At 31.5% G+C, this 25,817-nt stretch carries 22 protein-coding genes and 2 pseudogenes; 10 read left to right on the top strand and 14 right to left on the bottom strand.

From position 1 onward, the window contains the following. Nucleotides 1-2 precede the first annotated feature (2 nt). Nucleotides 3-2,153: a methylmalonyl-CoA mutase gene (gene scpA / locus Q4Q34_RS02245; RefSeq protein ID WP_408611511.1), complete on the top strand. Its 2,151-nt coding sequence runs from the start codon at nt 3-5 to the stop codon at nt 2,151-2,153. A gap of 23 nt (nt 2,154-2,176) precedes the next feature. Here the strand turns inward: scpA and Q4Q34_RS02250 are convergent, their stop codons facing one another. The 6 genes and pseudogenes from Q4Q34_RS02250 to Q4Q34_RS02275 all read right to left on the bottom strand — a co-directional run. After that, nucleotides 2,177-3,478, bottom strand: a complete 1,302-nt coding sequence (locus Q4Q34_RS02250) for an HlyD family secretion protein (RefSeq protein WP_303317162.1) — start codon at nt 3,476-3,478, stop codon at nt 2,177-2,179. Then, nucleotides 3,471-5,678, bottom strand: coding sequence for a peptidase domain-containing ABC transporter (locus Q4Q34_RS02255; protein WP_303317161.1), 2,208 nt, complete (start codon nt 5,676-5,678; stop codon nt 3,471-3,473). The genes Q4Q34_RS02250 and Q4Q34_RS02255 overlap by 8 nt, the downstream gene beginning before the upstream one ends. Nucleotides 5,679-5,965: 287 nt before the next feature. After that, nucleotides 5,966-7,528 carry a TlpA family protein disulfide reductase gene (locus Q4Q34_RS02260; RefSeq protein ID WP_303317160.1) on the bottom strand — a complete coding sequence of 521 codons (1,563 nt, stop codon included), beginning with the start codon at nt 7,526-7,528 and terminating at the stop codon, nt 5,966-5,968. An 85-nt stretch (nt 7,529-7,613) separates the two neighbouring features. Next, nucleotides 7,614-7,874, bottom strand: coding sequence for a hypothetical protein (locus Q4Q34_RS02265; RefSeq protein ID WP_303317159.1), 261 nt, complete (start codon nt 7,872-7,874; stop codon nt 7,614-7,616). 119 nt (nt 7,875-7,993) lie between these two features. After that, the gene (locus Q4Q34_RS02270) at nt 7,994-9,586 is read right to left on the bottom strand and encodes a vitamin K epoxide reductase family protein (RefSeq protein ID WP_303317158.1); all 1,593 of its coding nucleotides are present in this window, start codon (nt 9,584-9,586) and stop codon (nt 7,994-7,996) included. A gap of 152 nt (nt 9,587-9,738) precedes the next feature. Then, a pseudogene (locus Q4Q34_RS02275) lies at nt 9,739-10,162 on the bottom strand (transposase); the annotation flags it as partial. A gap of 152 nt (nt 10,163-10,314) precedes the next feature. Here Q4Q34_RS02275 and Q4Q34_RS02280 point away from each other — a divergent pair. The 8 genes and pseudogenes from Q4Q34_RS02280 to Q4Q34_RS02315 form a co-directional block, all read left to right on the top strand. Then, nucleotides 10,315-11,070: pseudogene (locus Q4Q34_RS02280) on the top strand (ParA family protein); the annotation flags it as partial. A 438-nt stretch (nt 11,071-11,508) separates the two neighbouring features. Further along, nucleotides 11,509-12,273, top strand: coding sequence for a ParA family protein (locus Q4Q34_RS02285; RefSeq protein ID WP_303317157.1), 765 nt, complete (start codon nt 11,509-11,511; stop codon nt 12,271-12,273). A 5-nt stretch (nt 12,274-12,278) separates the two neighbouring features. Then, nucleotides 12,279-13,190, top strand: coding sequence for a ParB/RepB/Spo0J family partition protein (locus tag Q4Q34_RS02290; RefSeq protein ID WP_303317156.1), 912 nt, complete (start codon nt 12,279-12,281; stop codon nt 13,188-13,190). Further along, entirely contained in the window at nt 13,180-13,791 is a 612-nt protein-coding gene (locus Q4Q34_RS02295; RefSeq protein WP_135879029.1) for a DUF5683 domain-containing protein, read from the top strand. The genes Q4Q34_RS02290 and Q4Q34_RS02295 overlap by 11 nt, the downstream gene beginning before the upstream one ends. Then, nucleotides 13,792-14,496, top strand: coding sequence for a 4-hydroxy-tetrahydrodipicolinate reductase (gene dapB, locus Q4Q34_RS02300; RefSeq protein ID WP_303317155.1), 705 nt, complete (start codon nt 13,792-13,794; stop codon nt 14,494-14,496). 66 nt (nt 14,497-14,562) lie between these two features. Continuing rightward, nucleotides 14,563-16,146 (top strand): signal peptidase I, encoded by a 1,584-nt coding sequence (lepB, locus tag Q4Q34_RS02305; protein WP_303317154.1) that lies wholly within the window; start codon nt 14,563-14,565, stop codon nt 16,144-16,146. 113 nt (nt 16,147-16,259) lie between these two features. Continuing rightward, nucleotides 16,260-16,883: a WbqC family protein gene (locus Q4Q34_RS02310; protein ID WP_303317153.1), complete on the top strand. Its 624-nt coding sequence runs from the start codon at nt 16,260-16,262 to the stop codon at nt 16,881-16,883. Then, nucleotides 16,884-17,192 carry a DUF6122 family protein gene (locus tag Q4Q34_RS02315; protein ID WP_135879033.1) on the top strand — a complete coding sequence of 103 codons (309 nt, stop codon included), beginning with the start codon at nt 16,884-16,886 and terminating at the stop codon, nt 17,190-17,192. Nucleotides 17,193-17,334: 142 nt separating this feature from the next. Here the strand turns inward: Q4Q34_RS02315 and Q4Q34_RS02320 are convergent, their stop codons facing one another. The 8 genes from Q4Q34_RS02320 to Q4Q34_RS02355 all read right to left on the bottom strand — a co-directional run bounded on the left by Q4Q34_RS02320 (nt 17,335) and on the right by Q4Q34_RS02355 (nt 24,345). Next, entirely contained in the window at nt 17,335-18,363 is a 1,029-nt protein-coding gene (locus Q4Q34_RS02320) for an endonuclease/exonuclease/phosphatase family protein (protein WP_303317152.1), read from the bottom strand. Nucleotides 18,364-18,637: 274 nt separating this feature from the next. Then, a complete protein-coding gene (locus Q4Q34_RS02325) occupies nt 18,638-19,531 on the bottom strand; it encodes a rhomboid family protein (RefSeq protein ID WP_303317151.1) in 894 nt (297 codons plus the stop codon). Next, nucleotides 19,531-20,289: a rhomboid family intramembrane serine protease gene (locus tag Q4Q34_RS02330; protein ID WP_303317150.1), complete on the bottom strand. Its 759-nt coding sequence runs from the start codon at nt 20,287-20,289 to the stop codon at nt 19,531-19,533. Before Q4Q34_RS02330 ends, Q4Q34_RS02325 begins: the two co-directional genes overlap by 1 nt. Nucleotides 20,290-20,292: 3 nt before the next feature. Continuing rightward, nucleotides 20,293-22,140, bottom strand: a complete 1,848-nt coding sequence (mutL, locus tag Q4Q34_RS02335; RefSeq protein WP_303317149.1) for a DNA mismatch repair endonuclease MutL — start codon at nt 22,138-22,140, stop codon at nt 20,293-20,295. A 3-nt stretch (nt 22,141-22,143) separates the two neighbouring features. Further along, entirely contained in the window at nt 22,144-22,431 is a 288-nt protein-coding gene (locus tag Q4Q34_RS02340; protein WP_303317148.1) for a riboflavin synthase subunit beta, read from the bottom strand. 18 nt (nt 22,432-22,449) lie between these two features. Further along, nucleotides 22,450-22,683 carry a hypothetical protein gene (locus Q4Q34_RS02345; protein WP_303317147.1) on the bottom strand — a complete coding sequence of 78 codons (234 nt, stop codon included), beginning with the start codon at nt 22,681-22,683 and terminating at the stop codon, nt 22,450-22,452. A 404-nt stretch (nt 22,684-23,087) separates the two neighbouring features. Further along, complete coding sequence (ribH, locus tag Q4Q34_RS02350; RefSeq protein WP_303317146.1) at nt 23,088-23,573, bottom strand: 6,7-dimethyl-8-ribityllumazine synthase; 486 nt, start codon at nt 23,571-23,573, stop codon at nt 23,088-23,090. Between the two features lies 1 nt (nt 23,574). Beyond that, the gene (locus tag Q4Q34_RS02355; protein ID WP_303317145.1) at nt 23,575-24,345 is read right to left on the bottom strand and encodes a tetratricopeptide repeat protein; all 771 of its coding nucleotides are present in this window, start codon (nt 24,343-24,345) and stop codon (nt 23,575-23,577) included. Between the two features lie 325 nt (nt 24,346-24,670). On the opposite strand from Q4Q34_RS02355, the gene recF reads away from it, so the two are divergent. Then, nucleotides 24,671-25,750, top strand: coding sequence for a DNA replication/repair protein RecF (gene recF / locus Q4Q34_RS02360; RefSeq protein WP_303317144.1), 1,080 nt, complete (start codon nt 24,671-24,673; stop codon nt 25,748-25,750). Nucleotides 25,751-25,817 lie beyond the last annotated feature (67 nt).

Consider the following 25,817-nt stretch of genomic DNA (forward strand, 5'->3'; position numbering starts at 1 on the left):
TATTGAGAAAAGATCTTCAACATATCGCAATAAATATTAAACAGAAAAAATCTAAAGGCGAAAAGGCGAAAGTTTTTTTAACTGCGGAAGATATCGCCGTAAAATCATCCTATTCTAAAGATGATATTAAAGATTTAGAGCACCTCGGATTTGTTGCTGGAATTGCACCAAACCTAAGAGGACCTTATAGTACTATGTATGTTAGAAGACCTTGGACTATTAGACAATATGCTGGTTTTAGTACTGCAGAAGAAAGCAATGCTTTTTACAAGCGTAATTTAGCCGCAGGGCAAAAGGGACTTTCGGTTGCATTCGATTTAGCAACTCATAGAGGTTACGATAGCGACCATGAACGTGTTGTTGGAGATGTTGGAAAAGCTGGTGTTGCTATCGATTCGGTAGAAGACATGAAAACACTGTTTGATGAAATTCCTCTGGATAAAATGTCTGTTTCCATGACCATGAATGGAGCGGTATTACCTATTATGGCATTTTATATAGTGGCAGCCGAAGAACAAGGTGTTAAACCAGAACAACTTGCTGGCACCATTCAAAATGATATTTTAAAGGAATTTATGGTTCGTAATACATACATCTACCCACCTACACCTTCTATGAAAATCATTTCAGATATTTTTGAATATACCAGTAAAAATATGCCTAAGTTTAATAGCATTAGTATTTCAGGATATCATATGCAAGAAGCCGGAGCAACCTGCGATATTGAATTAGCTTACACCCTCGCTGATGGTTTAGAATATATTAGAAAAGGACTTGCTGCCGGTATGGACATAGATACGTTTGCACCTCGCCTCTCTTTCTTTTGGGCTATTGGTATGAATCATTTCATGGAGATCGCCAAAATGCGTGCAGCACGTATGCTTTGGGCAAAGTTGGTTAAACAATTTAATCCTAAAAATGAAAAATCTCTAGCGTTACGTACTCATTGCCAAACCAGTGGTTGGAGTTTAACCGAACAAGACCCTTTCAACAATGTAGCAAGAACAACTATAGAAGCTGCCGCCGCTGCTTTTGGTGGTACCCAAAGTTTGCATACCAATGCACTCGATGAAGCAATTGCTTTACCAACCGATTTTTCGGCGCGTATAGCCAGAAATACTCAAATATATCTTCAAGAAGAAACAAAAATAACAAAAACTGTAGACCCTTGGGCCGGGAGCTATTATGTTGAAAAACTAACACACGATATAGCCCAAAAAGCATGGACTTTGATTGAAGAAATTGAAGCATTAGGGGGTATGACAAAAGCTATTGAAGCTGGTATTCCTAAAATTAGAATTGAAGAAGCTGCTGCTAAAAAACAAGCCCGTATAGATTCTGGGCAAGATATTATTGTTGGAGTTAATAAATATAGACTTGAAGAAGAAGCTGTAATTTCGACACTTGAAGTTGATAACCAAACCGTTCGAAATCAACAAATAGAACAATTAAATAGAATAAAAGCTAAGAGAAATTCAGAAAAAGTTAATACAGCACTTTCAAAATTAACTGAAGCTGCAAAATTTTCCTTAAATTCGAAAGATTCCCACTTTAGTGAGGACAAGAACTTACTAGCTTTAGCTGTAGAAGCTGCTCGGGAACGCGCCACGCTTGGAGAAATTAGCGATGCTTTAGAAGCTGAGTTTGGACGTTATAAAGCACAAATAAAATCATTTTCTGGTGTGTATAGCAAAGAAATAAAAGACGACGAATCCTTTAAAAAAGCACAACAATTAGCTGATGTTTTTGCAGAACAAGACGGAAGAAGACCACGTATTATGATTGCAAAAATGGGGCAAGACGGTCATGACCGTGGCGCTAAAGTAGTAGCTACAGGCTATGCGGATGTCGGTTTTGATGTAGATATTGGGCCATTATTCCAAACACCACAAGAAGCTGCAAAACAAGCCGTAGAAAACGATGTTCATGTTTTAGGTGTTTCTTCATTGGCAGCAGGACACAAAACCTTGGTGCCTCAGGTTATTGAAGCCCTAAAAACTTATGGTCGTGATGATATTATGGTCATTGTTGGTGGTGTTATCCCGAAACAAGATTATCAATATTTATTTGATTCGGGTGCTATAGCTGTGTTTGGTCCCGGAACAAAAATTAGTGATGCGGCTATTAAGATTTTAGAAATACTAATTGATTAATTTTTATTTCTAAAAAATTGAAACTAATTATATGTTAACACTTCTCTAAATTGATAAAATAAACGTTCTGCAACGCTTAAATCTTCAGTTACAATTTCTGCATTACCTAATAGTTCTTGGGTAAATTTAAATGTTTTATTATAGGATGTTTTTGTACCATCTGGCAACGAAATATAAACAGTATAATTCCCTTCCTTATCAGGAGAAATTGAAAAATCTGTTACTTTACCAATTAACATACCATATTGTTGATATGGATAATTATCTAATTTTATAAAAACTTTTTGACCTATTGAAACTTTTCCAGAATTTTGTGCTGGAATAACCAATTTTCCAACCAGATTAGTAGTATCAACAGGTAAAACAGAAAATACAATACTACCATTTGGAACAAATTGATTAGAACCCCAATATTCTTGAAAACTAACGACACCTTCTATAGATGAAGATAACACATAATTATATTCCCAGCTTCTTATAGCATCCTTTAATAAACTATAGGATTGTATCATATTCCTCAATAATTTAGTATTCTGTTCTTTCTCATCAATATGCGTTTTCTTTAAGTTTTGATTTGCAGACCCTATGGCTTCTCTCATTTGAGAAATTGATATAGCCATACTACTTATATTCTTTTGCATTTGTATAAACTCCAACTCCTTTAACTCATAATTTTGTTTAGAAATAATACCCTTTTCATATAAATGCTTTTGTCTTTTGTATTGTGTTTCTTTTAATTTAAATTCTTGCTCTAAAAGATCTTTTTGTATAATCTGACTCCTAAGTCTCTCTTGTATCTCTTTAAGTGAAGTTCTATTTCCCTTCAACTGGTTTGTGTAAGGATCTAGATCTTTTAATAGAAAATAATCCGAATAGCTCTTTTCAAAATTTATATAAGCCGATTCAATATCTCCTAGCACTAAATAAGTTGTTTCTTCAAATGGGAATGTAAAACTTTCTATAATTAATGGTATAGTATCTATAATACTTTTTAGTTTATAAACATCTTTATAATTAGCTATATTTTTTATAATGGCTAGCTTCTGGTTAACTTTTACTGTATCTCTATTCTTTATAAAAATTTCATCTAATTGCCCTGAAGACCTAGAAACAACTTTTTCAGTTGGCATTTTAGTAGTAACTAACACCTTAGCGGTAACAAAATCTGGGTATTTAATTATAACGGAAAGTATTAAGATAATACAAGTAAACATAAAAATCAATGTAATTCCCCAACGCACAATCCATATTGGCGGATTTGACAATATTTCCTGTACTTCTTCTGATCTTAAACTTAATTCGCTTTGTTCAACTTTATCAGGCATCCTTATCACTTAATTTTTCTAATTCTAATTGATTCTTTACCAATTCATAGTATGCACCCTGTAACTTTAATAATTCACTATGTTTTCCAGATTCTTTTACTTTTCCATCGTCAATAACAACAATCTGATCTGCATTTTTTACTGTACTTAAACGATGGGCAATAATGACAACTGTTTTATGTTTAAAAAAGGTCTTTAAATTTCCCATAATAATACGTTCATTCTTGGCATCTAAAGCAGACGTTGCTTCATCAAAAAACAATATATCAGGGTTTTTGTATACTGCTCTGGCAATAAATAAACGTTGTTTTTGTCCTGTACTTAACCCTACTCCTTCGTTACCAATTTTGGTATTAAAACCTAAAGGCAACGATAGTATAAAATCGTAAATATTAGCAACTTTAGTGGCTTTGATTAAATGTTCTTGATCAAGACTATCTTCACCAATGGCAATATTATGAGCAATCGTGTCATTAAATACATAACCTTCCTGCATCACCACACCACAATTGGCTCGCCAAGCTTTATGAGATAATGTGTTTAAATAGTGTTCTCCATACAAAACAACTCCTTTATCAATATTATAAAACTTTAATAATATTTTCATTAATGTTGTTTTTCCACTACCACTAGCTCCTACAATAGCGGTTATTTTATTAGCTGGAATATACATACTCAATCCTTTTATAACATACTCGTCACTACCTAAATACCTAAACATTATATCATTAATTTTAAGGTCTTGATTTTTCTTAATAGTTGTTATTAAATATGTTTCTCTACTCTCCTCATCATCTTTTTCGTGTACTTCACCTAAACGTTCTAAACTAATTTTAGCATCTTGTACCGATTGAATAAAACCAACTAATTGCATAATGGGACCATTTAATTGCCCTATTATATATTGAATAGAAAGCATCATCCCTAAAGTAATAGAACCTTCTATAACCAATAAAGCAGAAGTAAATGTGATAATTATGTTTTTAGCTTCATTAATAAAAGATGATCCAACACTCTGGGTTTGCTCTAATGCTAAGCTTTGCATAGACACCTTAAAGAGTCTGGCTTGTACAAATTCCCATTTCCAACGCTTTTGTTTTTCGGCATTATTCATTTTAATTTCTTGCATACCGTTAATAAGCTCTATAACGGTACTTTGTTCTTGACTCATTTGAGTAAAACGCTTATAGTCGAGATCTTTTCGCCGCTTTAAGAAAAATAATATCCAAATAGTGTAAATGGTACTTCCAATAGCAAAAATAAAAAAGATGGATGGGCTATAATAAATAAGAACAGCTCCAAACACAAACAAATTAAACATAGAAAACAAGGTATTTAGTGTAGACCCTGTTAAGAGACTTTCTATACGACTATGGTCATTGATGCGTTGCATAATATCTCCAGTCATTCTGGTATCAAAATAAGCAATGGGCAGGTTCATGAGTTTTATAAAAAAATCAGACACCAACGAAATATTAATTCTTGTGCTTAAGTGCAATAAAATCCAGCTTCTAAAGACCCCCACACTTGTAGTACCAAAAAACAACATGATTTGAGCAATGAGCACCATATAGATAAAATTAATATCCTGGTTTTGTATCCCTACATCTACTATACTTTGGGTTAAAAATGGAAATATTAGTTGCAACATACTCCCTACCAATAAACCAATAACTAACTGTAGTAGTAATCCTTTATGTTTAAATAGATATTGAAATAAAAATCGAAATGATTTTTTATCAACCTCTTCCCAATTATGTTGTTTAAATTTTGGAGTGATTTCCAAAAGCAAAGTAATTCCTTCTTTTGTATTTTCTGTGGCATTGTTCCCTATCCATGATTTTATAAACTCTTCTTTAGTATAAGAAACAAGTCCATAAGAAGGGTCGGAAATATAAACCATATCCTTTTTTATTTTATACACCACCACAAAATGGTTTTTATTCCAGTGTACTATAAGGGGTAAAGGCGCCTCTTTTAGCTTATTAAAATCTAGTTTTGCGCCTAGAGATTTAAATCCAATCGCTTCGGCAGCATCGCTTAACTTCAATAAATTACTACCTATTCTTGTGGTTTCAGATAGGTCTCTTATATCTTGTAATGAGATTAATTTACCATAATGTTTAGCAACAATTCGTAAACATGTTGGCCCACAATCTTTTGAATCTGGTTGTTTATAAAAGGGGAAGGTTTTTTTCAATGATTATTGTTTTTTAAAAGGCTATCAATTGTTTTTTGTAAATAATCTTCTTTCATGTTTTTTACAATTATTTTACATTCTTCATCGGCTAGAAGTTTAAATGGTATTTCAAATATGTTGTATTGTTTTGCTAAGTCTCCTTTAAATCCTGTTGTACCAATAACATTTTCCCTAATCCCCCTACTTTAATAGCCTTCAACCAACTTTCACGACTCTTCCCAAGGTTTGTGTCTATTCTTCGCGAAAGAATATTGTTCTTAGCCCGAAGTAACCCTCCTTAAACTTTATTATTTTATATCATCAATAATTCTTTGAAAAACTATACTATTAGATGGTCTAGGTGCATTATTCAACACAATCTGATTCTGTCTATTAAAAATAAGATATCTAGGAATCCAACTGATTTTTAACGACTTAGCCAACACAGATTTTTTACCATTTAAGACTAAATACTGATTTCTAACATTTAAAAACTCTTTTAGTTGTTCTGATTTTTTTAACCATTTATCTTTTTCTTCATCTATAGATAAATAAATCCATTCTACATTATTTTCTATAGAAAGTTTATCTCTAAACGATTTCACTTCTTGTATTTCCTTTACACATGGGGGGCACCAACTTGCCCAAAAATCTATTACTCTAATCCTTTTATTAGAGCGATTAAAAACCTCCTTTAAAGTTAAGGTATCTCCATATTTATTTAATAATTTAGTACTTAAAGCGCTCTCAGATAATTTGAAGTTAAAAGCATTCAAGTCTTCTTTTATTTCAGTCATGTACATTTTGGAAATTCTATCAAACTTACCTTCATATTCATCAATTAACGAAATCATAAATTTGGCATTTTCAATATCATAACCAAATCCTTTAATATGATAATCTATAATCATTCCTGATATAGCATAGTTATGCAATTCTTTGTCTATATTTTTTTCGATAAATCTTTTTTCTGCTAAAAATTTTTCTTTAGAATAATCGATATGTTTAGAGTTTTCAAAATAGTTCCTTATGTAAAGATTTAGATTTTCTCTAAAAAATTTATTATTTAGCAAATCTGGTCTATTAAAATCATTTAACGAAATATCAATAAAATATTCGTTTAAATCGAAAAAAGTTTCATTATAACCAAATTCTTTAGCAACTAAAGAATTAAACCCATCTAATTTAGGATAATATAGGCTATCATTAATCTCATTTAATCGTGTAAACTTTGACCTAGGATTCATTAGTTCATATAAATATTCTTGTTTTAGATCATCTTTTACAAAATCAATAAAACTAGAAGAAATTATCTGGTTATCTTGAATATATCCGTTCAAAAAAGCTATCTTTTTTGAATAAATTGATTCAACTCCTTTCTTATAGTCAAAAAGATTAGAATTATAAGCATTATATTTATAAGAGGGGCATTTTTCATATAATTCAATATAGAAATTATTAACTATAGCATTCGCTCCTAAAAATTTAAGTCTTCCATTTTTTATTTCGAAGTTAATAGTATCTCCAGATCTTAAAAATAGTTTTGTTATATAATATTTAGCCTTGCTATTAGCAGTAAACTCCATTAATCGCGGTTTTTTTATATTATTCAACAATAAGAAGACTGAATCATTATGCCTTTGGTATATATCTCCTTCATTTTTCCCAAAGTAATAAGTCATATCAATGATATTTATATAGTCTAAAGCTTCAAGATCATCAGACTTTCCAAAAATTACAACTTGATTACTTTTGTTTCTATATTCTTCTTTTATTTTATAATTTTGCTTGACTTTATTTTTTTCATTTGACTTAGAACACCCAATGATTACAATAAAAACTATTAAAATATATTTGACTTTTTTGTTCATACCATCTTAACTATTGTTTAATTATACAATTAGAAAGAAGCCGATAAAATATATTTTATGATATAACTATCGACTTCTTTAGGGTTTAAATTCCCGTACAAATATAATTACCATTACATCTCAAACTGCACCAAGAACAGTTTGGATGATAGACACCTGGATCATTCCAACCAAGACATCTACAAAAAGCATCCCCACCATCAGGCATACACGTATCATTTACACAAGATCCTACAAAACAATCAATGTCATGAAAGCATTCTTCTCCATAACCCCCACTAATTTTACGCTGTTGGTCCCTGTTTAAAACCTCAGCGTTACTTAAACTAAATTTTATTTTTTTCATTTTTAAAAATTTAATAAATTATATTTGCCTCGAACAGTTTAAGACACTCAAGGTTTGTGTCTATTCTTCGCGAAAGAATATTGTTCTTAGCCCAAAGCACTTGTTTTGGGCTTTTTGTTTTAATCAAATACGTCCTTTAAATCATCTACAGTATACTCTTCAGGGAGTTCATACCCATTGATAAATATGGTTGGTGTATATGTTATATTTTCAACATCGCACCAAGTACTCATAGCTTTTATTTTGTAGTACTGTTTTTCTAGTTCTCCGTTCATAGGATATTTGTTTGCAAATACCTCATAATCCTTTTGCTCAGCATGATACCAATCATCTAAAGCTTGTTGTGTTTTCTTTATATCACCCTGAGCTTCAATAGCTAAAAAATGACTAACTGGTTTTGCATTTGCATCCTTACCATCTGCTTTAGCTGTAAATAGTATTTGCAAATTTATTTTGCCAGTATTTACCAAATCTTCGAGTGCTGGATGGACCTTAGCACAAGGTCCACAATAGGGGTTACATACTTTTACAACATGGTATTTAGCGCTTTCATTAATTATAGATATACCTAAACCTTTCGGATTAGTAGTCATTTTTCTAGATTTAACCAATAAGCCTTCTAATACATCAGGATTGTGCTTTATTTTTTTAAGCCCTCTTTTGTAAACATTTGTTTCTTTTTCTTGCTCTAATAATGGTTTTAGTAATTTCCATATTAAAATAGGAAGTAGAACCAAAGCAAATAGCAAAGGAAGTTTTTCAATTGCTAGTGTGCTTTGATAGTAATTGCCAGAAAACATAATTGTAATTTCTACTACCAATACTGCTTGTATAATAATACAGAATTTACACCACTGCTTGATAATAAATGCTTGATAATAAACAGAAACTAAAACAATTGGTAATGTTAAAAAACTTGATAGGCTTAAAACTGATAATGCCGATAATGAGAAACCACTAACAACTAAAAATATAAATGTTGCAAAAAAATAAGAAAACCCTATAATGCTTAAACTCAAAGTACCACTAAATATCTTTGCATATTTAGAATTTAATACGGCATTACAATTTACTTTTCCACTACCACCTGAACAAAAACTTTGTAATGTTGGGTTGTGTTTATCCACATCAAACCAAAGCAACAAGACCCCAACTATAAGACCAATAAGTTTTAAAACAGTAAAAACAATAACAGAAACAGTAGATGAGATATTAGTTGTTATTTCGGAATTTAAAAATGTAATTCCAATCCAACTTAACAACAAGACAGAAATACTACCTTTTAATATATTAAGCGTACGTTTAGACTTCAGTTTCTCTTCTATATTAATTTCTTTAGATTCCTTTGATGCTTCTGCCAAAAGACAAACTCCTGTCCATTTCTTTAAAAAATATTCTTTAGATAATGTTACTAGTTTACTTTTGTCATCATAATACAACACCTTATCTTCAAGCACTTTATGTAGTACAAAAAACAAAGGTGTTCTATCAACCTTTAACTGTATAATGCAAGGCAATGGTATTTCTGTAAGTTTTCCGGCATCTATTTTTACTGCTAGAGTTTCTATATTATATTTCTCTAAAGTATCTGAGATTGATAATAAACTAGGATAGTCAGCATGTGATATAATTGTGTCTTTTAAATACTTTGAAGTATTAGCAATGCCATATGCATTTAGAAGACTCTTGGTAACTTGTATACAATTATCCATAAGTAGGAATTAAGTATTAAAATTAATAATCAAGTAAACAGGGACTTAAATGTAAGAAATTTATCTGTAAGTTTTTATTTTCAAAATGTTAAATTATTATTAAGCCTATTGTCCTTTAGGTAATATTAGTACTTTTATTAAATTATGATCTATTAATGTGATTGAATAATTGTCATTGCTGTTATCTTAGACAAGATTTTGTTTTTAAATCCATCGAAAGATTTAGTGTAATTCCTTCGAATTATAAATTGATCATATGGTTGGGAAAATAATGTTTCAATACGTTTTCTGGGTTTCTTGAAAACATTAAGGTTGTTCTTTATAATTATGTTGGTTGACTCTCATAGGTATTTCAAGCTTAATATTATGACTTTCAAATAAGTCTAGCTTATATTCTGCTAATAAACAACCTCTATCCCCAAGTAATATACAATCCCTGAGTTGATATTGCATATCTTTCAAGTGGTTGATACCATGTACACTAGTAGGACTAATATTCAAGCTCTCAATGGCACCTTACTCAGAACAAACAGTATGAAGTTTATAACCATAATAATGAGCCGATTGACTAGCACATTAACCTTTACCAAATCCAACTAAAATCAAAAACAATATCTTAAAAAGAGATTCCTGGTAAGACATATCTCTTTATTCAACACAAACGTCAGTAAAATCTGTTAATTATCCCAAAATAATTGTATTTTTACTCTCCCTATCTATAAGAACTAATGAACAAAATAATTGCAATCGCTAATCAAAAAGGTGGCGTTGGTAAAACTACTACGTCTATAAATCTGGCAGATGCATTAGGTATTCTTGAGAAAAAAGTACTTTTAATAGATTTAGATCCTCAAGCTAATGCTACTTCTGGTGTTGGCCTTGTTCCTTCTAATATTAGGTATAGTAGCTTAAGCTTCTTTACAAATACATTTAAAGCTCAAAACAATATTATAAAACCTGAATTTGCACATTTTGATTTTATACCTTCCAACATACGTCTAGCATCTATAGAAATAAATAAATCGAAATCTGTTGATTTATTTATGTTAAAAACCGCACTTTCCAGTATTATAGAAAATTATGAGTACATCATAATAGACTGCTCACCTTCATTTGGGTTGTTAACCCTTAACGCCTTAACTGCATGCCATTCGGTAATTATACCTGTACAATGCGAATTCTACGCCTTAGAAGGTTTAAGTAAACTACTTGTTACTATAAAAAGTATCAAGAAATCATCTAATCCAGATATTGATATTGAAGGTTTATTAATTACTATGTTTGATTCAAGAACAAGTCTATCAAATCAATTACGGGTAGAATTAACTAAACATTTTAAGTCCATGGTTTTTAATACAGCTATACGAAGAAATGTCAAGCTAAGAGAAGCTCCTAGTTATGGCTTAAGTATCATAAAGTACAATCCAGATAGCGTTGGTTCTAAAAATTATCTAAATTTAGGTTCAGAATTAATCAGCAAAAATAAAATAACAGCTACAGATCCGGAACTTGAAAAAGATCTATCTAAAATCTTAACACATGATACAGAAGATGTAGATTATATAATAAAAGGCCATACAACCACTAATGACAAAAAAGAAGAAGATTATAGCCACTTAATAGGCTTAAAAAGAGACGAAATAGATAATGTATTGGGGTTTTCTTATAATGACATCCATTCAGATGTATGGATGTACAGAACTAGTACCTCATTTAGTTTAATAAAAAAAAATTACTTATACTTATATTTTGAAAACGAAAAAGTTACAGAATATAAACTCACAACATTTAAAATAAACAAGGTTCAGTAGTTATCATTAAAAATAAATTAATACCAGTTTTTTTATCAAAAATCATTACCTTTCGCTCATATTTTCTTATACAAAAAGCTTATATAAAATATAACAAAACCAAATCATTTCATGGGTAAAATTATTGCAATTGCTAATCAAAAAGGAGGTGTTGGTAAAACAACGACATCTATAAATTTAGCTGCTTCATTAGGAGTTCTGGAAAAAAAAGTATTATTAATAGATGCTGACCCTCAGGCAAACGCAACTTCAGGAATAGGAATAGACATAGAATCTATAGAAATAGGAACCTACCAACTTTTAGAGCATTCTAATTCGGTTAGAGAGACTATAATGAAAACGGAGTCGCCTAACCTAGATATTATTCCTGCGCATATAGATTTGGTTGCTATTGAAATAGAGCTTGTTGATAAGGATGCTCGTGAATATATGTTAAAAAAGGCTTTAGCTGATATTAAAAACGATTACGATTACATTTTAATTGATTGTGCACCGTCTTTAGGCTTACTAACATTAAACGCTTTAACTGCAGCTGATGCCGTTGTCATACCAATACAATGTGAATATTTTGCATTAGAAGGATTAGGAAAATTATTAAATACCATAAAAAGTGTTCAAAAAATTCATAATCCAGAACTTGATATTGAAGGGTTACTGTTAACCATGTACGATGCCCGATTAAGACTGTCTAATCAAGTGGTTGAAGAAGTCCAAAAGCATTTTAATAATATGGTATTTCAAACCATTATTCAACGTAATGTACGCTTAAGTGAAGCACCTAGTTACGGAGAAACCATAATTAATTATGATGCTAGTAGCAAAGGTGCCAACAATTACTTAAGTTTGGCAAAAGAAATTATCAATAAAAATCCCTAAGTAATATGGCTAAGGCAACAAAAAAACAAGCTTTAGGAAGAGGTTTATCTGCATTATTAAAAGACCCTGAAAACGATATTCAATCGGTTCAGGATAAAAATGCTGATAAAGTTATTGGGAATATAGTTGAATTAGATATTGACTCTATTGAAGTTAATCCTTTTCAGCCACGTACTAATTTTAGTGAAGAATCATTACGTGAATTAGCATCTTCTATAAAAGAATTAGGGATCATTCAGCCGATAACAGTTAGGAAATTAGATTTTAATAACTATCAGCTAGTTTCTGGGGAACGTCGTTTTAGAGCTTCTAAATCAATAGGTTTAAAAACTATTCCTGCCTATATTAGAATTGCCAATGACCAAGAGTCGTTAGAAATGGCATTGGTTGAAAACATTCAACGTCAAGACTTAGATCCTATTGAGATTGCCTTATCATATCAGCGTTTAATTGATGAAATTAATTTAACGCAAGAGCAAATGAGTGAGCGTGTAGGAAAGAAACGTTCTACCATTGCAAATTATCTGCGCTTATTAAAACTTGATCCAATTATTCAAACGGGAATGCGTGATGGTTTCATTTCTATGGGACATGGACGCGCAATCATTAACATTGAAGACACAACCGTTCAATTGGATATTTATGAAAAAATACTATCCAATAAACTTTCTGTTAGAGAAACTGAAAACCTGGTTCGTAACTTTAATGACACTCAAGAAGTAAACGTTGTTCCTAAAAAAGAACAGACTCAAGACACCCCTAAATTCATAAAAAAAGGTATTAGCACATTTTCTGAATACTTTGGACATAAAATTGACGTTAAAGTTTCTAAAAATGGAAAAGGAAAAATTACGATTCCATTCCATTCGGAAGAAGATTTTAATCGTATTAAAAAACTAATTGACAGTGCCAAGTAAATTTCTTATAGCTAGCATTTTTGCATTTTTATTTTGTTTTTCAACAATAGCACAAGAAAAAGAAAAGAAAAGAAAAAAACTTCCGAAAGAAGTCGTTATAGATTCTATTATAGAAGTTAAAAATCCTATCAACCCCTTATCTCCAGCCAAAGCGGCATTCTATTCAGCGATATTACCTGGGTTGGGACAAGCCTACAATAAGAAGTACTGGAAAATTCCATTAGTTTATGGTGCTATTGGTACAGGTATTTATTTTTATGTAAGAAATAACAAAGAGTATAATAGATATAGAGATGCTTACAAGAGAAGATTAGCCGGTTTTGAAGATGATGAATTTTATTTCTCTAATGGTGTACGGTTATCACAACCAAGAGTTACTACAGAAAGTTTAGAACGAGGTCAAAAGTTTTTTAGAAAAAACAAAGAAATCGCACTTCTAGTAACGGTTGGTCTCTATGCTTTAAATATAATTGACGCTAATGTTGATGCCCATTTATTACAATACAATGTAGATGAAAGGCTATCATTGGCACCGCATTACAGATTTAACGAATTTGATGCAACTAGCAATCTTGGATTAACTTTAAATTTTAAATTTTAAATGAATATAGCTTTACTTGGTTACGGAAAAATGGGAAAAACCATTGAACAGATTGCCATCAAGCGAGGACATAATATTATATTAACTGTCGACAAAGACGATAAAGATTATGATATTACAAAAGCAGATGTGGCCATAGACTTTAGTATTCCAACGGTAGCATTTGGTAATATATCTAACTGTATAAACAATCAAGTACCAGTTATTTCCGGAACAACGGGTTGGTTAGATAATTACGATAAAGCCGTAGCTTTATGTAAAGAAAAAAAAGGGGCTTTCATTTATGCTTCAAATTATAGTTTAGGAGTTAACATTTTTTTCGAGCTTAATAAAACGCTTGCTAAAATGATGAGTACCCTTAAACAATACAATGTTAGTATGGAAGAAATTCACCATACACAAAAACTAGACGCACCTAGTGGCACAGCCATTTCTCTGGCAAACGATATTATTTCGCAACATACTAGTTATGATAAGTGGAAATTAGATGAAAGTGATGCAACGACCATCCCTATAGTTGCAAAGCGCATTGAAGATGTTCCTGGAACTCATTCAGTTAATTACGAAAGCGAAGTAGACACTATTTCTATAGAACATATAGCGCATACAAGACAAGGATTTGCTTTAGGTGCGGTAATTGCAGCAGAATGGATCGCAGGTAAAACTGGTGTATTCACAATGAATAATGTGTTAAATATTGGTTAATACTTAATAAATCTGTAACAGCGCTAATAGATTTGACTACTAACAAAAAATTAAAATTTTAAGATTATGACACTTACGCAATGGTTTATATTCATATTGATTATTCAAGTAATTCATGGCTTAGGTACTTGGAAACTATATGTAAAAGCAGGTAAACAAGCTTGGGAAGCTTTTGTACCCGTTTATAATGGCGTAGTTTTAATGAAAATCATAAATCGCCCTTGGTGGTGGGTTATCTTATTATTTTTACCAATAGTAAACCTTATCATGTTTCCTGTTGTATGGGTAGAAACTGCGAGAAGTTTTGGTAAAAACATGCCCATAGACACCTTTTTAGCCGTTGCAACACTAGGCCTTTATAATTATTATTTAAATTATATGGCAGATGTTAGTTATGTTGAGGACAGAAGCCTTCAGCCTAAAACATCAAGAGAAGATTGGGTAAGTTCCATTTTGTTCGCCATCGTTGCGGCTACAATTGTGCACACATATTTTATACAACCTTTTACAATACCATCATCATCATTAGAAAAATCTTTATTAGTTGGCGATTTCCTTTTTGTAAGCAAATTTCATTATGGAGCCAGAATACCTATGACAACCGTAGCAGCGCCTATGGTACATGATACTATTCCAAAATTAGGAACAAAATCATACCTATTCAATGATAACTTTGAAGAAAGAAAAACCTCATGGACAAATAAATTACAGTTACCATATTTAAGATTGCCAGGATTTGAAAAGATTGACAGAAATGAAATAGTCGTTTTTAACCAACCAGCAGATACATTACTGGATATGAATGACTTTCATCCAGACAGAAACTACTATAAACCCATTGATAAAAAAACCAACTTAGTAAAGCGTTGCGTTGCCATTGCTGGTGATTCATTAGAAGTTAGAAATGGCTATGTATACATAAATGGTAAACAAAATGTATTACCAGATAGAGCACATTTACAATTTAGTTATCACGTACAACCAAAAACAAGTCAATTTAATCCAAAATACCTTAAAGATCGTTATGATATAACGGACGGTTTTGGAATCATAAATCAACAAAATACGTACTACTTTTCAGCAATCTCAGATGAAGCTTTGGCTAAGTTTAAGAATCATCCCAATGTTGCAAGTATTACACCAAATAAACGAGAAAAAGGCGTAAGAGATCCTAATATTTTTCCACATGACCCCAATTACAAGTGGAATGTTGATTTCTTTGGTCCTTTGTACATCCCTGAAGAAGGAAAAACAATCGATATAAACTTAGAAGTTTTACCATTATACAAACGGGTCATTACCGAATACGAAGGCAATACATTACGAGTAGAAGGAAATCAGATTTTTATAAACGGAGAAGTTGCAAACACCTATACTTTTAAGCAAAACTACTACTGGATGATGGGTGATAACCGTCATAACTCTATTGATGCACGTGCTTGGGGCTTTGTTCCTTTTGACCATGTTGTTGGTAAACCTGTATTTATTTGGATGAGTTGGGATGGTTTAAAAAATCCACGCTGGGAACGTTTCTTTACAACTGTAAGTGGAAGCGGCAAGGCAACCTCTTTCCTTATTCCATTTCTTGTTTTATTATTTGGATGGATTGGATTTAGCAAATGGCGAGCACGTAAAAAAGCGAATAGTTAAATTGGTCATTCCTGTGAAGGCAAGAATCCAATAATAAAATAATGAAGTTTCAATTTGTAAGATTCCTGCTGTAGTTCTTGAGAATAGACAAAAGGCAGGAATGACAAGTCACTATGGACATAATTATACATCCGACATACTTCCCAGATATCGCTCACTTTGTAGCATTCGTAAAAGCAAAAGTAATCGTATTTGAAACCGATGATAATTTTCTAAAACAAACCTATCGAAATCGTACACATATTTATGGAGCTAATGGTAAACTTACCTTAAACATTCCTGTAATCCATTCTCAAAAAAATCGTCAAAAATATCGTGATGTAAAAATTTTTAATGAAGAAAAATGGCAAAGTCTACATTGGAAATCATTACTTTCTGCATATAGAACATCCCCTTTTTTTGAATATTACGAAGACGAGCTTCAACCATTATTTAATATTAAAGCGGACTTTATTCTAGATTTTAACCTTAAATGTCTTGAAGTAGTTTGCGATTGTTTGCAATTGGAATTAAATACTTCTAAATCTGAAATTTTCCAAAAAACAGTTAAAGATAAAACAGACTTTAGGAATTTAGTAAATGCAAAAAAAGAGCCCTATCAAAATTTTGACATCTATACTCAAGTATTTAGTAATAAACATGGTTTTATATCTAACCTAAGTATTTTAGATTTGCTCTTTAATGAAGGCCCAAATGCCCTAAACTATTTAGAATCTCAAACCATAATAACACCATAAATGCTGCAAACTACGGTTCATTATGGATGTCATATTTTAATTCCTTTAGCAGTAGCCTTAATTTGGTATAAACCCTATTGGAAACTAGCCTTTTTTATTATGTTTTCTGGAATGTCTATCGATTTAGACCACTTACTTGCCAATCCTGTTTTTGATCCTAATAGATGTAGTATTAATTTTCATCCACTCCACTCCTATTATGCCATGGCAGTGTATCTTATCCTTTTACTTCCGAAGAAAACACGTTTAATTGGCTTAGGCTTAGTTATACATATCATAGCAGATATAGTGGATTGTTCGTTTATGTAAAAGAGTAGTTGCACAAAGGGTCGTAGAGGTTATACTAAGATAAATACAATTTAAGATGATTATAAGATTGATTTAAGGTGATCGTTAATAAATGACCATCAGGCAAGCCCCAAAACTATCTAAATACTAAGATTGTGACTATTTACTGTTTACCTAAACTAAGTGTTGTCATAATAGGGTAATGATCTGAATAATGCGCGTTAAAAGTCTTAAAACCATTTACGGAAAATGCATTATCTGCGAAAATAAAATCAATTCTTATAGGGAAAAATCTAAAATCATAAGTACGTCCAAATCCATTACCAGCTTCTTTAAACGTATCATTTAAATCGCTTTTAATTTTCCTATACACATAAGAGAATGTTGTATTATTAAAATCACCACAAATAATCATCTTATACTTGCATTGCTTTTTATGCAATAAAAATAACTCCGTTTGAAATTGTTGCATCTTAAAAGTGGCTCCAATACGATTAAAAAGGCGTTCGGAATCTTCATTCTTAAGGGTTTCAACATTAGTATTTATTCGCAACGATTCTAAATGGATATTATAAACCCTAATGGTATCATTTCCTTTAAGAATATCGGCAAAAATAGCATTGTTAGCTGTGTCCGGGAACTCAATCGAACCAGAATTCACAATAGGGTATTGCGAGAAAATAGCTTGCCCATATTTTGTTTTGTTCCCAGAAAGCTTTTCATATTTATGCTTAAAAAAAGAAAGATCAATATTTTTATGAGGATGATACTCTTGAATACTTAAAATATCTGGATTTTGTGTCTTAATAAAATCGACAATTTTGTTTTCAATACGTTTTTCAGGAATCCAATTATAGAGATTAAATAGCCTAACATTGTAATTCATCACTCTTATATTATTCGGACTTTCTATAGTTTTTGAAGAAGAAAACTTATATAAAGAGCCGAAAGAAATATACCCGACACAAAGGACAAATAATGATAATATTAATTGCTTTTTAAGCTTTATTAACCAATACAAAAAGAATAATACATTAATTAGTATTAAAAGTGAAACACCCAAATTTAGTACTGATAATATAGAAAATGTCTTTGGTGGTAAAAAAGGTAAGGCAAATGAAAATAGCAGCAAAACAGCCACAATTACATTTATGAAATAAATAATTTTATTAATAAAACTTAGTTTCTTCATATTATCACTCGAAGACCATCAATCAATGAACAAAATTATATTTTGAATTTATCCATTCGTTTTATTAGAAAACAAATAAAACTTCCGATAAATTAATTTTGTTCTAGATTAAGCTAATCAATTGAACCCCTCTTAAATATTAAAACTCTAAAATCTGAAGCATTTAACTACTGGGAAGATAAAACATAAATATTTTCTTACTAAAATTTTTCGATAAACGAATGAATTCCCCCATTAAACCCATGATTATTTATTGCCCTTCTATCCGATAAAGCTATTTTCCAGCTCTAAATAAAAATTCCTTTTCCTCGGCAGTTAAACTATCATAACCACTTTTACTTATCTTATCTAGAATAACGTCTATTTTCTTCTGATTATTAAACTCTTTAAAATCAGCTTTAGTATATCCTCCAACCTTCGATTTATTTTTGTGAACCGTTTTTAAAGGTCCTTTTTTCGATGATTTAAAAAACCCAAAAATCATATCTACTAAGCCTTCAAAACCTCTGCCTATATCATTACCCTTTAATAATTGTTTTGCATAAAAATACCCCAGTAAAACACCTCCAAGGTGTGCTAAATACCCCCCTGGGTTCCCCTCTAAAGGGTTATTAATCCCAGAAAATAATCCAATGACATCAATAATTACAATAGCTAAGCCTACATACCAGAGTTTTAAATTAAATGTAAAAAAGCGAATCTCTTGATTGGGCATATATGCGCAAAGAAAAATCAATAAAGCTCTAATTGCAGCTGAAGCACCTATTAGTTGTGAGTTAGCTTGAAACACATTAGAAAACATTGTATAGCATAACATATACAATAAACCTCCTGACATAGCACCTAAAAAATAAACATTAAGTGCCATTTTGGGGCTAAATAGATTTAAAAGCATACGTCCTATAAAATACAACCAAAGCATGTTAAAAAAAAGATGCCAAAAATCGTAATGTGAGAAAGCGTAGGTTATAATGGTCCAGAACTTTACTATAAAATCAGAAAAATCACTTGGTAACTCCAACCAATTTAAACTAGTTCCCTCAGGAAGGTTTAAAGTTTTAGTAAGTATATAACCTGTTACAAAAATTATGGTGTTAACAACTATAATTTTTTCTAGAACATTAAGCCTAGACAATTTGTCTTTTATGTCTTGAGAGAGCGACGTCATTAATTCCAACGATTTCTATTAAACTGTGTTTTTTTCCAATACCACATAATTAAAAAACCTGTTATAGCGCCACCTACGTGTGCAAAATGAGCAATATTTCCATATCCAAAAATTGATTGCCCTCTTATACCTGAAATCAAATCAATTAAAATAATTCCAGGAATAAAATATTTTGCCTTAATAGGAATTGGCAAAAATATCATCATAAGTTCTGCATTAGGATTCATCATACCAAAAGCGGCCATAATCCCCATAAGGCAACCAGAAGCTCCAACCATAGGGGTATAATAAGCATCTTGAAAAGCTTTTAATTGATCCACAGAAATAACATCTGCCAAATTGGTTGCTAATAAATTCTTATTAGCACTCAAAGCATTCATAATCTCCGAATGAGGAAAACCAGCCTCAGTTATTAGATTCAATCCTGAATTAAATTCATAATAGGAATACCCTGTTTGCATGGCTACAGCACCTAACCCTGCAGAAATATAAATAAATAAAAAACGTTTGGAGCCCAAAACTTGCTCCACTGGCGTACCAAACATCCATAAACCAAACATATTAAAAAGAATATGTGTAGGACTACCATGCATAAACATATGTGTTATTATTTGCCAAGGCTGAAATACCTCATTCTTAGGGAAATGCATAGCAAACCAATCGTAAAACAAAACACCTTCTCCTATAGCTAAAGTACCGATAAACATAATCACATTAATGATTAATAGGTGTTTAACCGTTTCTGAAATCCTCATCATAATCTATAAAAATTTTTTATCCAATTCATCAACGCTTAATGTAATAAATGTTGACCTGTTAGTAGGCGAAATGTTTGGTTCTTTACAAGCAAACAGTTTATTTACCAAATGTTCCTGTTCATCTTTCTGTAGCGATTGCCCTGTTTTAATAGCCAAACTTTTAGCCATAGACTTGGCTAATAAATCGGTAGCACTAAAATTACTATCCGGCACTTCATTTTCTACATCGCTAATTAATTGTTCTAAAATAATGGACACTTCGCTTTCAGGAACCGAAACTGGAACACCTGTTATTTCAAGAGATTCATCATTAAAGTTAGAAAATACAAACCCTGTATTTTCTAAATCATCTTTTAATTGCTTTACAATTGTAATTTCCTGTGTTGAAAAATGTAGCTGAAGTGGAAATAATAATTGCTGACTCACTGCTTCTTTAACTGTCATATTCTTTAGAAGCTCTTCATATAAAATACGTTGATGAGCCCGATGCTGATCTATAACCAACATCCCCGATTTAATAGTACTAACAATATATTTATTATGAAGTTGATAGGTTGTATTAGCTTGCTCTATTTGCTTTTCATCATCAAAAATAGAAGGTGTAGATTCTTCACTTTCAAAATGCACTTCACTAAAATCCTGATGCGTTTTTGTGCCTTTAGATTCTAACCCAACATATAAATTTTCCCAACTTGCAGCAGGTTCTTTTTTATAAGCAGTAGTTGTTCTAGATTTTGTTTCTTCCTGAAACGGATTAAAACTACGATCTACCTCAACTTTAGGAGCCTTCGTTTCACTACTTTTATAATCATACGGCGTATCAAGATTAGGGTCACGTTCAAAATCCAAAACAGGCGCTATATTAAATTGCCCCAAACTATGCTTTACTGCAGAACGCAACAAGGCATACAAAGTATGCTCGTCATCAAACTTAATTTCTGTTTTAGTTGGATGTATATTAATATCGATAGTTTGCGGGTCTACATCTAAATTTAAAAAATAGCTTGGATGTGTCCCACTTTTTAATAACCCATCAAATGCAGAAGCAATAGCATGATTTAAATAGGCACTTTTAATAAAGCGATTGTTTACGAAAAAATACTGTTCGCCTCTTGTTTTCTTAGCAAATTCAGGTTTACCAACAAATCCTGAAATTTTTAAAACCTCGGTATCTTCTTCTACAGGGACTAGTTTTTCATTCGTTTTATTCCCAAAAATATTTACAATACGCTGTCTGTAATTACTAATTGGCAAATTAAAAGATTCGCTTCCATTGTTATATAAGACAAAACTAATATTGGGATGTGCTAAAGCCACACGGTGAAATTCATCAATAACATGGCGTAATTCAACGGTATTCGACTTTAAAAAATTACGTCGTGCTGGAATATTAAAGAAAAGATTTTTTACAGAAATAGATGTCCCTTTTGGCGTTACTACAACCTCTTGGGATGCTACATTACTACCTTCAATCACAATGGCAGTTCCTACATCATCTTGCTCTTGCTTTGTTTTTAATTCTACATGTGCAATGGCCGCTATACTCGCCAAAGCCTCTCCACGAAACCCTTTTGTATGCAATTGAAATAAATCATCAGCACTGCGAATTTTAGAGGTAGCATGACGCTCGAAACTTAACCGGGCATCCGTAACACTCATCCCTTTACCATCATCAATAACTTGAATTAATGTTTTTCCCGCATCCTTTACTATAAGTTTAATAGTTGAAGCTCCCGCATCAATAGCGTTTTCTAACAACTCTTTTACAACCGATGCCGGACGTTGTACGACCTCTCCTGCTGCTATTTGATTAGCTACATGATCGGGTAAAAGCTGGATAATGTCTGCCATGTATTACTTTGAAAAGAATATAGATAAATCGAAATCGATAATAAAAAGAAATATTAAAACAAGAATACCAACAATTATTAAAACACGTCTGTTAACTTCTCTGTCCGGATTATTTTTTAAATCATCTAAAGCATTATTAAATTTTGCTTTTAAACCCTTATTACTACCAACGGTCGTCCTATGCTCATCAAACTTATGCTTAATTTCAAAAGGATTCCCTTCTCCTTTATCATCAAAATAACGCGGTGTATAACTAAACTTTTTGTTTTTCCGTAATTTTAAAATTCCCATGATTTCTAAGCTTTAAGGTTACATGTATTTTTTCTCTAATAAATACATACAAAGCAATAATAATACCAAAACTAAAATTAAAGTTTTTACAGGCAAAGCACCTTTAACACGAACATTATTGCCTCTTTGTCTCCGCCATTTGGAAGTAAAATCTTTAGAATCAAAATTATCATCCAAATCTACATCTGTTTGATTTTCTTCAGAAAATCTAGGCTTATATTTAAAGGTTTTATTTTTACGTTGTTTAAACAAAATCTATAATGATCTTTAATTCAAAAATACTTAAAAATAGGGAAAAAACAGGGGTTTAGCTGTCAAAAATTGTTAACATATTCCTTTTGGGAAGTTTTAAAAAATATAAATTACTAGTGGTGAAGATTTGAGGCTGTTGCTTGTTATTAAACAGAGATACACTGAGGTTCACAGAGAAAAGGATAGGATCCCATGTTTTAAGTTAACTAGAAACAAGTTTTTTCTTGGTTCTAATAGCGGAGAAGTTGGGGCTTTGTCTTGCCATGAAAGGGAGCACTGCTAACTGATACTGAATACTGATGTGTTTTTAAGGAATTATTTTAATGAGAGACATAGAGGTTTTTCTCGCCAAGACGCTGAGGCGCAAAGGGAATACTGTTAACTACCACTGAATACTGAACTAACTAGCTATTCTTACGCAGTTCTGCCATTTTAATGGCAGCAACAGCAGCTTCGGTACCTTTATTACCATGTTTCCCGCCTGAGCGCTCTATGGCTTGCTGCATATTATTATCTGTAAGGACACAGAATATTACAGGCGTTTCTCTGGTTACATTTAAGTCTTTTATACCTTGAGATACCGCTTCACAAACAAAATCGAAATGTTTTGTTTCTCCTTGTATAACACTACCAATGGCTATAACTGCATTTACCATTTGCTCTTGCATTTTTTTACAGCCATAAATAAGTTCAAAACTGCCTGGCACATCCCATCTAATAATATTATTTGGAGAGACACCATTTTCTATTAAAGTATTATAAGCACCTTCATAAAGCCCTTCTGTCACCGTGTCATTCCACTCAGAAACAACAATCCCAAACCGAAATTTATTCGCGTTTGGGATTGTTGTTTTATCGTAATCGGATAAATTTTTATTTACCGTAGCCATATTATTTACCTGCCAATACTTGAGCTTTACCTATAAACACATCTACTTTAGACGCCTCAGTTGAATTAGGGTAATCCTCTTTAATTCCTTTAAAATAAGTCAATGCCTTATCCGCTTTTCCTAAATCCAAAGCAATGGCTCCAGCTTTAAATAAATACATTGGCGTTGTATATTCATTATTACGCATTTCTGCTGCTTGCTCATAATACCCTAAAGCTTCTTCCGGCTGATTTAACTGCACAAAAGCATCACCAATATTTCCTTTAGCTATAGGTGCTAATATTTCGTCATCGCTTTTAAAATTCTCTAAATGCTCTACTGCTTTTTTGTAATCTTTTAATCTTAAATAAGCTGTTCCTGCATAATAGCTTGCTAAATTAGCAGAAGGTGTACCACTGTACTCTTCTATAATATCCAACATCCCAAATTTTCCTTCACCACCATTTAAAGCTAAATTATACAAGGAGTCTTTTTCAACACCAGTAACGGCTTGATCAAAATATTTTTGAGCTTGAAACATATCATTCATTGCTGATTCTTGCTTAGGTTTCGCTATAAATTCTTTATACCCTAAAGACCCTAAAACAATTACTGCAACAAGTCCAATAATTACAAAAATGTATTTCTGATTCTTTTGAACGAACTCTTCTGTTTTTGATGCAGTTTCATCCAGTGTATTGAAAACCTCTGCCGTTGTAGAGTCTGCCTCAATGTTTTGCTCTTTCTCTACTTTATTTTTAGGTTTGTATCCTCTTTTATTATAAGTCGCCATGTATTCAGTTCTGTATTAATGCGCCGCAAAAATATAATTTTTCTTCATAACTAAAAGGGTATTTATTTGATATTTTTCAATAATTTGCACTTCTTTTTAAAGAGTTTAGCAACTAAATAGCCTTTAATACCAATTAAACATTAAAATGTCGCATATAAATTGTTTACCCAATCAAGTTGAGTACAGGCCTTTTTCGCTTACTTTTCATTTAAAAATAGAATCGTAGCTATGGCTATGGCTAGATTTTTAAACTCAATTAATCAAAAAATAATTCAATTTATTTATACAACACCTTAAAATTCAATTAGTATAAGTCGCTTATTATATGATTTTAAAATCACTTTCGTTACTCAATTATAAAAACTTTGACAGTAAGTCATTTACTTTCAATGATAAAATAAATTGCATCGTTGGTAATAATGGTATTGGAAAAACCAATGTACTTGATGCCATCTATCACTTATCTTTTGGTAAAAGTTATTTTAATCCTGTAGCGACTCAAAACATAAAACATGATGAAGACTTTTTTGTAATCAATGGTGATTACGAAAAAAACGACCAAACCGAAAAAATAATTATTAGCCTTAAGCGAGGCAAAAAAAAAGTGATTAAGCGAAATGCTAAAGCTTACGAAAAGTTTAGCGAACACATTGGTTTTTTACCTTTAGTTATTATTTCGCCAGCCGACAGAGATTTAATTATAGAAGGTAGTGATACTCGACGAAAGTTTATAGATAGTGTTATTTCCCAAGGTGATAAAACCTATTTAAACCACTTAATTAAGTATAACAAAACACTGGCCCAACGCAATGCATTACTTAAATACTTTGCATTAAACCATACTTTTAATAACGATACTTTAGAAGTTTACAACAATCAATTAACAGAATTTGGCACGCTTATTTTTGAAAAAAGAGACGCTTTTTTAAAGGAATTTATTCCCATTTTTAAATCGCGTTACGAAGCTATAAGTAATGGTAATGAAATAGTTAATTTAAAATATCATAGCGATTTATTTGAAGCTGATTTAAACACGCTTTTAAAAAATATAATTAATAAAGACAAGGCATTACAGTATACTAGTGTTGGCATTCATAAAGATGACTTACACTTTAATATAAACGGGTATCCCATCAAAAAATTTGGAAGTCAAGGACAACAAAAATCATTTTTAATCGCTTTAAAATTAGCACAGTTCGATTTTATTAAAGCGCAAAGTGGTGTAAATCCTATTTTATTATTAGATGATATTTTTGATAAATTAGATGAACAACGTGTCGCTCAAATCATTAAATTAGTGGATGATGAAAATTTTGGTCAATTGTTTATAAGTGATACACATGCTGAACGTACAGAAGCTGTTGTAAAACAAGTGCATCAATCTTATGAAATTTTCAAGCTGTAAATTTTAAGATATATTTTCAATGAATCAATTGAACACTTCAAAATTATGATTTTGGTAGTTTCAAAGT

It is taken from the genome of Flavivirga abyssicola, from assembly GCF_030540775.2.
Lineage (GTDB): Bacteria > Bacteroidota > Bacteroidia > Flavobacteriales > Flavobacteriaceae > Flavivirga > Flavivirga abyssicola.

What these genes read in the sequence shown, in the direction of transcription:
- Q4Q34_RS02250 (WP_303317162.1), bottom strand. Translation starts at nt 3,478, where the DNA reads ATGCCTGATAAAGTTGAACAAAGCGAATTAAGTTTAAGATCAGAAGAA.
- Q4Q34_RS02260 (WP_303317160.1), bottom strand. Translation starts at nt 7,528, where the DNA reads ATGAACAAAAAAGTCAAATATATTTTAATAGTTTTTATTGTAATCATT.
- Q4Q34_RS02265 (WP_303317159.1), bottom strand. Translation starts at nt 7,874, where the DNA reads ATGAAAAAAATAAAATTTAGTTTAAGTAACGCTGAGGTTTTAAACAGG.
- Q4Q34_RS02270 (WP_303317158.1), bottom strand. Translation starts at nt 9,586, where the DNA reads ATGGATAATTGTATACAAGTTACCAAGAGTCTTCTAAATGCATATGGC.
- Q4Q34_RS02285 (WP_303317157.1), top strand. Translation starts at nt 11,509, where the DNA reads ATGGGTAAAATTATTGCAATTGCTAATCAAAAAGGAGGTGTTGGTAAA.
- Q4Q34_RS02290 (WP_303317156.1), top strand. Translation starts at nt 12,279, where the DNA reads ATGGCTAAGGCAACAAAAAAACAAGCTTTAGGAAGAGGTTTATCTGCA.
- dapB (WP_303317155.1), top strand. Translation starts at nt 13,792, where the DNA reads ATGAATATAGCTTTACTTGGTTACGGAAAAATGGGAAAAACCATTGAA.
- lepB (WP_303317154.1), top strand. Translation starts at nt 14,563, where the DNA reads ATGACACTTACGCAATGGTTTATATTCATATTGATTATTCAAGTAATT.
- Q4Q34_RS02310 (WP_303317153.1), top strand. Translation starts at nt 16,260, where the DNA reads ATGGACATAATTATACATCCGACATACTTCCCAGATATCGCTCACTTT.
- Q4Q34_RS02315 (WP_135879033.1), top strand. Translation starts at nt 16,884, where the DNA reads ATGCTGCAAACTACGGTTCATTATGGATGTCATATTTTAATTCCTTTA.
- Q4Q34_RS02320 (WP_303317152.1), bottom strand. Translation starts at nt 18,363, where the DNA reads ATGAAGAAACTAAGTTTTATTAATAAAATTATTTATTTCATAAATGTA.
- Q4Q34_RS02325 (WP_303317151.1), bottom strand. Translation starts at nt 19,531, where the DNA reads ATGACGTCGCTCTCTCAAGACATAAAAGACAAATTGTCTAGGCTTAAT.
- Q4Q34_RS02330 (WP_303317150.1), bottom strand. Translation starts at nt 20,289, where the DNA reads ATGATGAGGATTTCAGAAACGGTTAAACACCTATTAATCATTAATGTG.
- mutL (WP_303317149.1), bottom strand. Translation starts at nt 22,140, where the DNA reads ATGGCAGACATTATCCAGCTTTTACCCGATCATGTAGCTAATCAAATA.
- Q4Q34_RS02340 (WP_303317148.1), bottom strand. Translation starts at nt 22,431, where the DNA reads ATGGGAATTTTAAAATTACGGAAAAACAAAAAGTTTAGTTATACACCG.
- ribH (WP_303317146.1), bottom strand. Translation starts at nt 23,573, where the DNA reads ATGGCTACGGTAAATAAAAATTTATCCGATTACGATAAAACAACAATC.
- Q4Q34_RS02355 (WP_303317145.1), bottom strand. Translation starts at nt 24,345, where the DNA reads ATGGCGACTTATAATAAAAGAGGATACAAACCTAAAAATAAAGTAGAG.
- recF (WP_303317144.1), top strand. Translation starts at nt 24,671, where the DNA reads ATGATTTTAAAATCACTTTCGTTACTCAATTATAAAAACTTTGACAGT.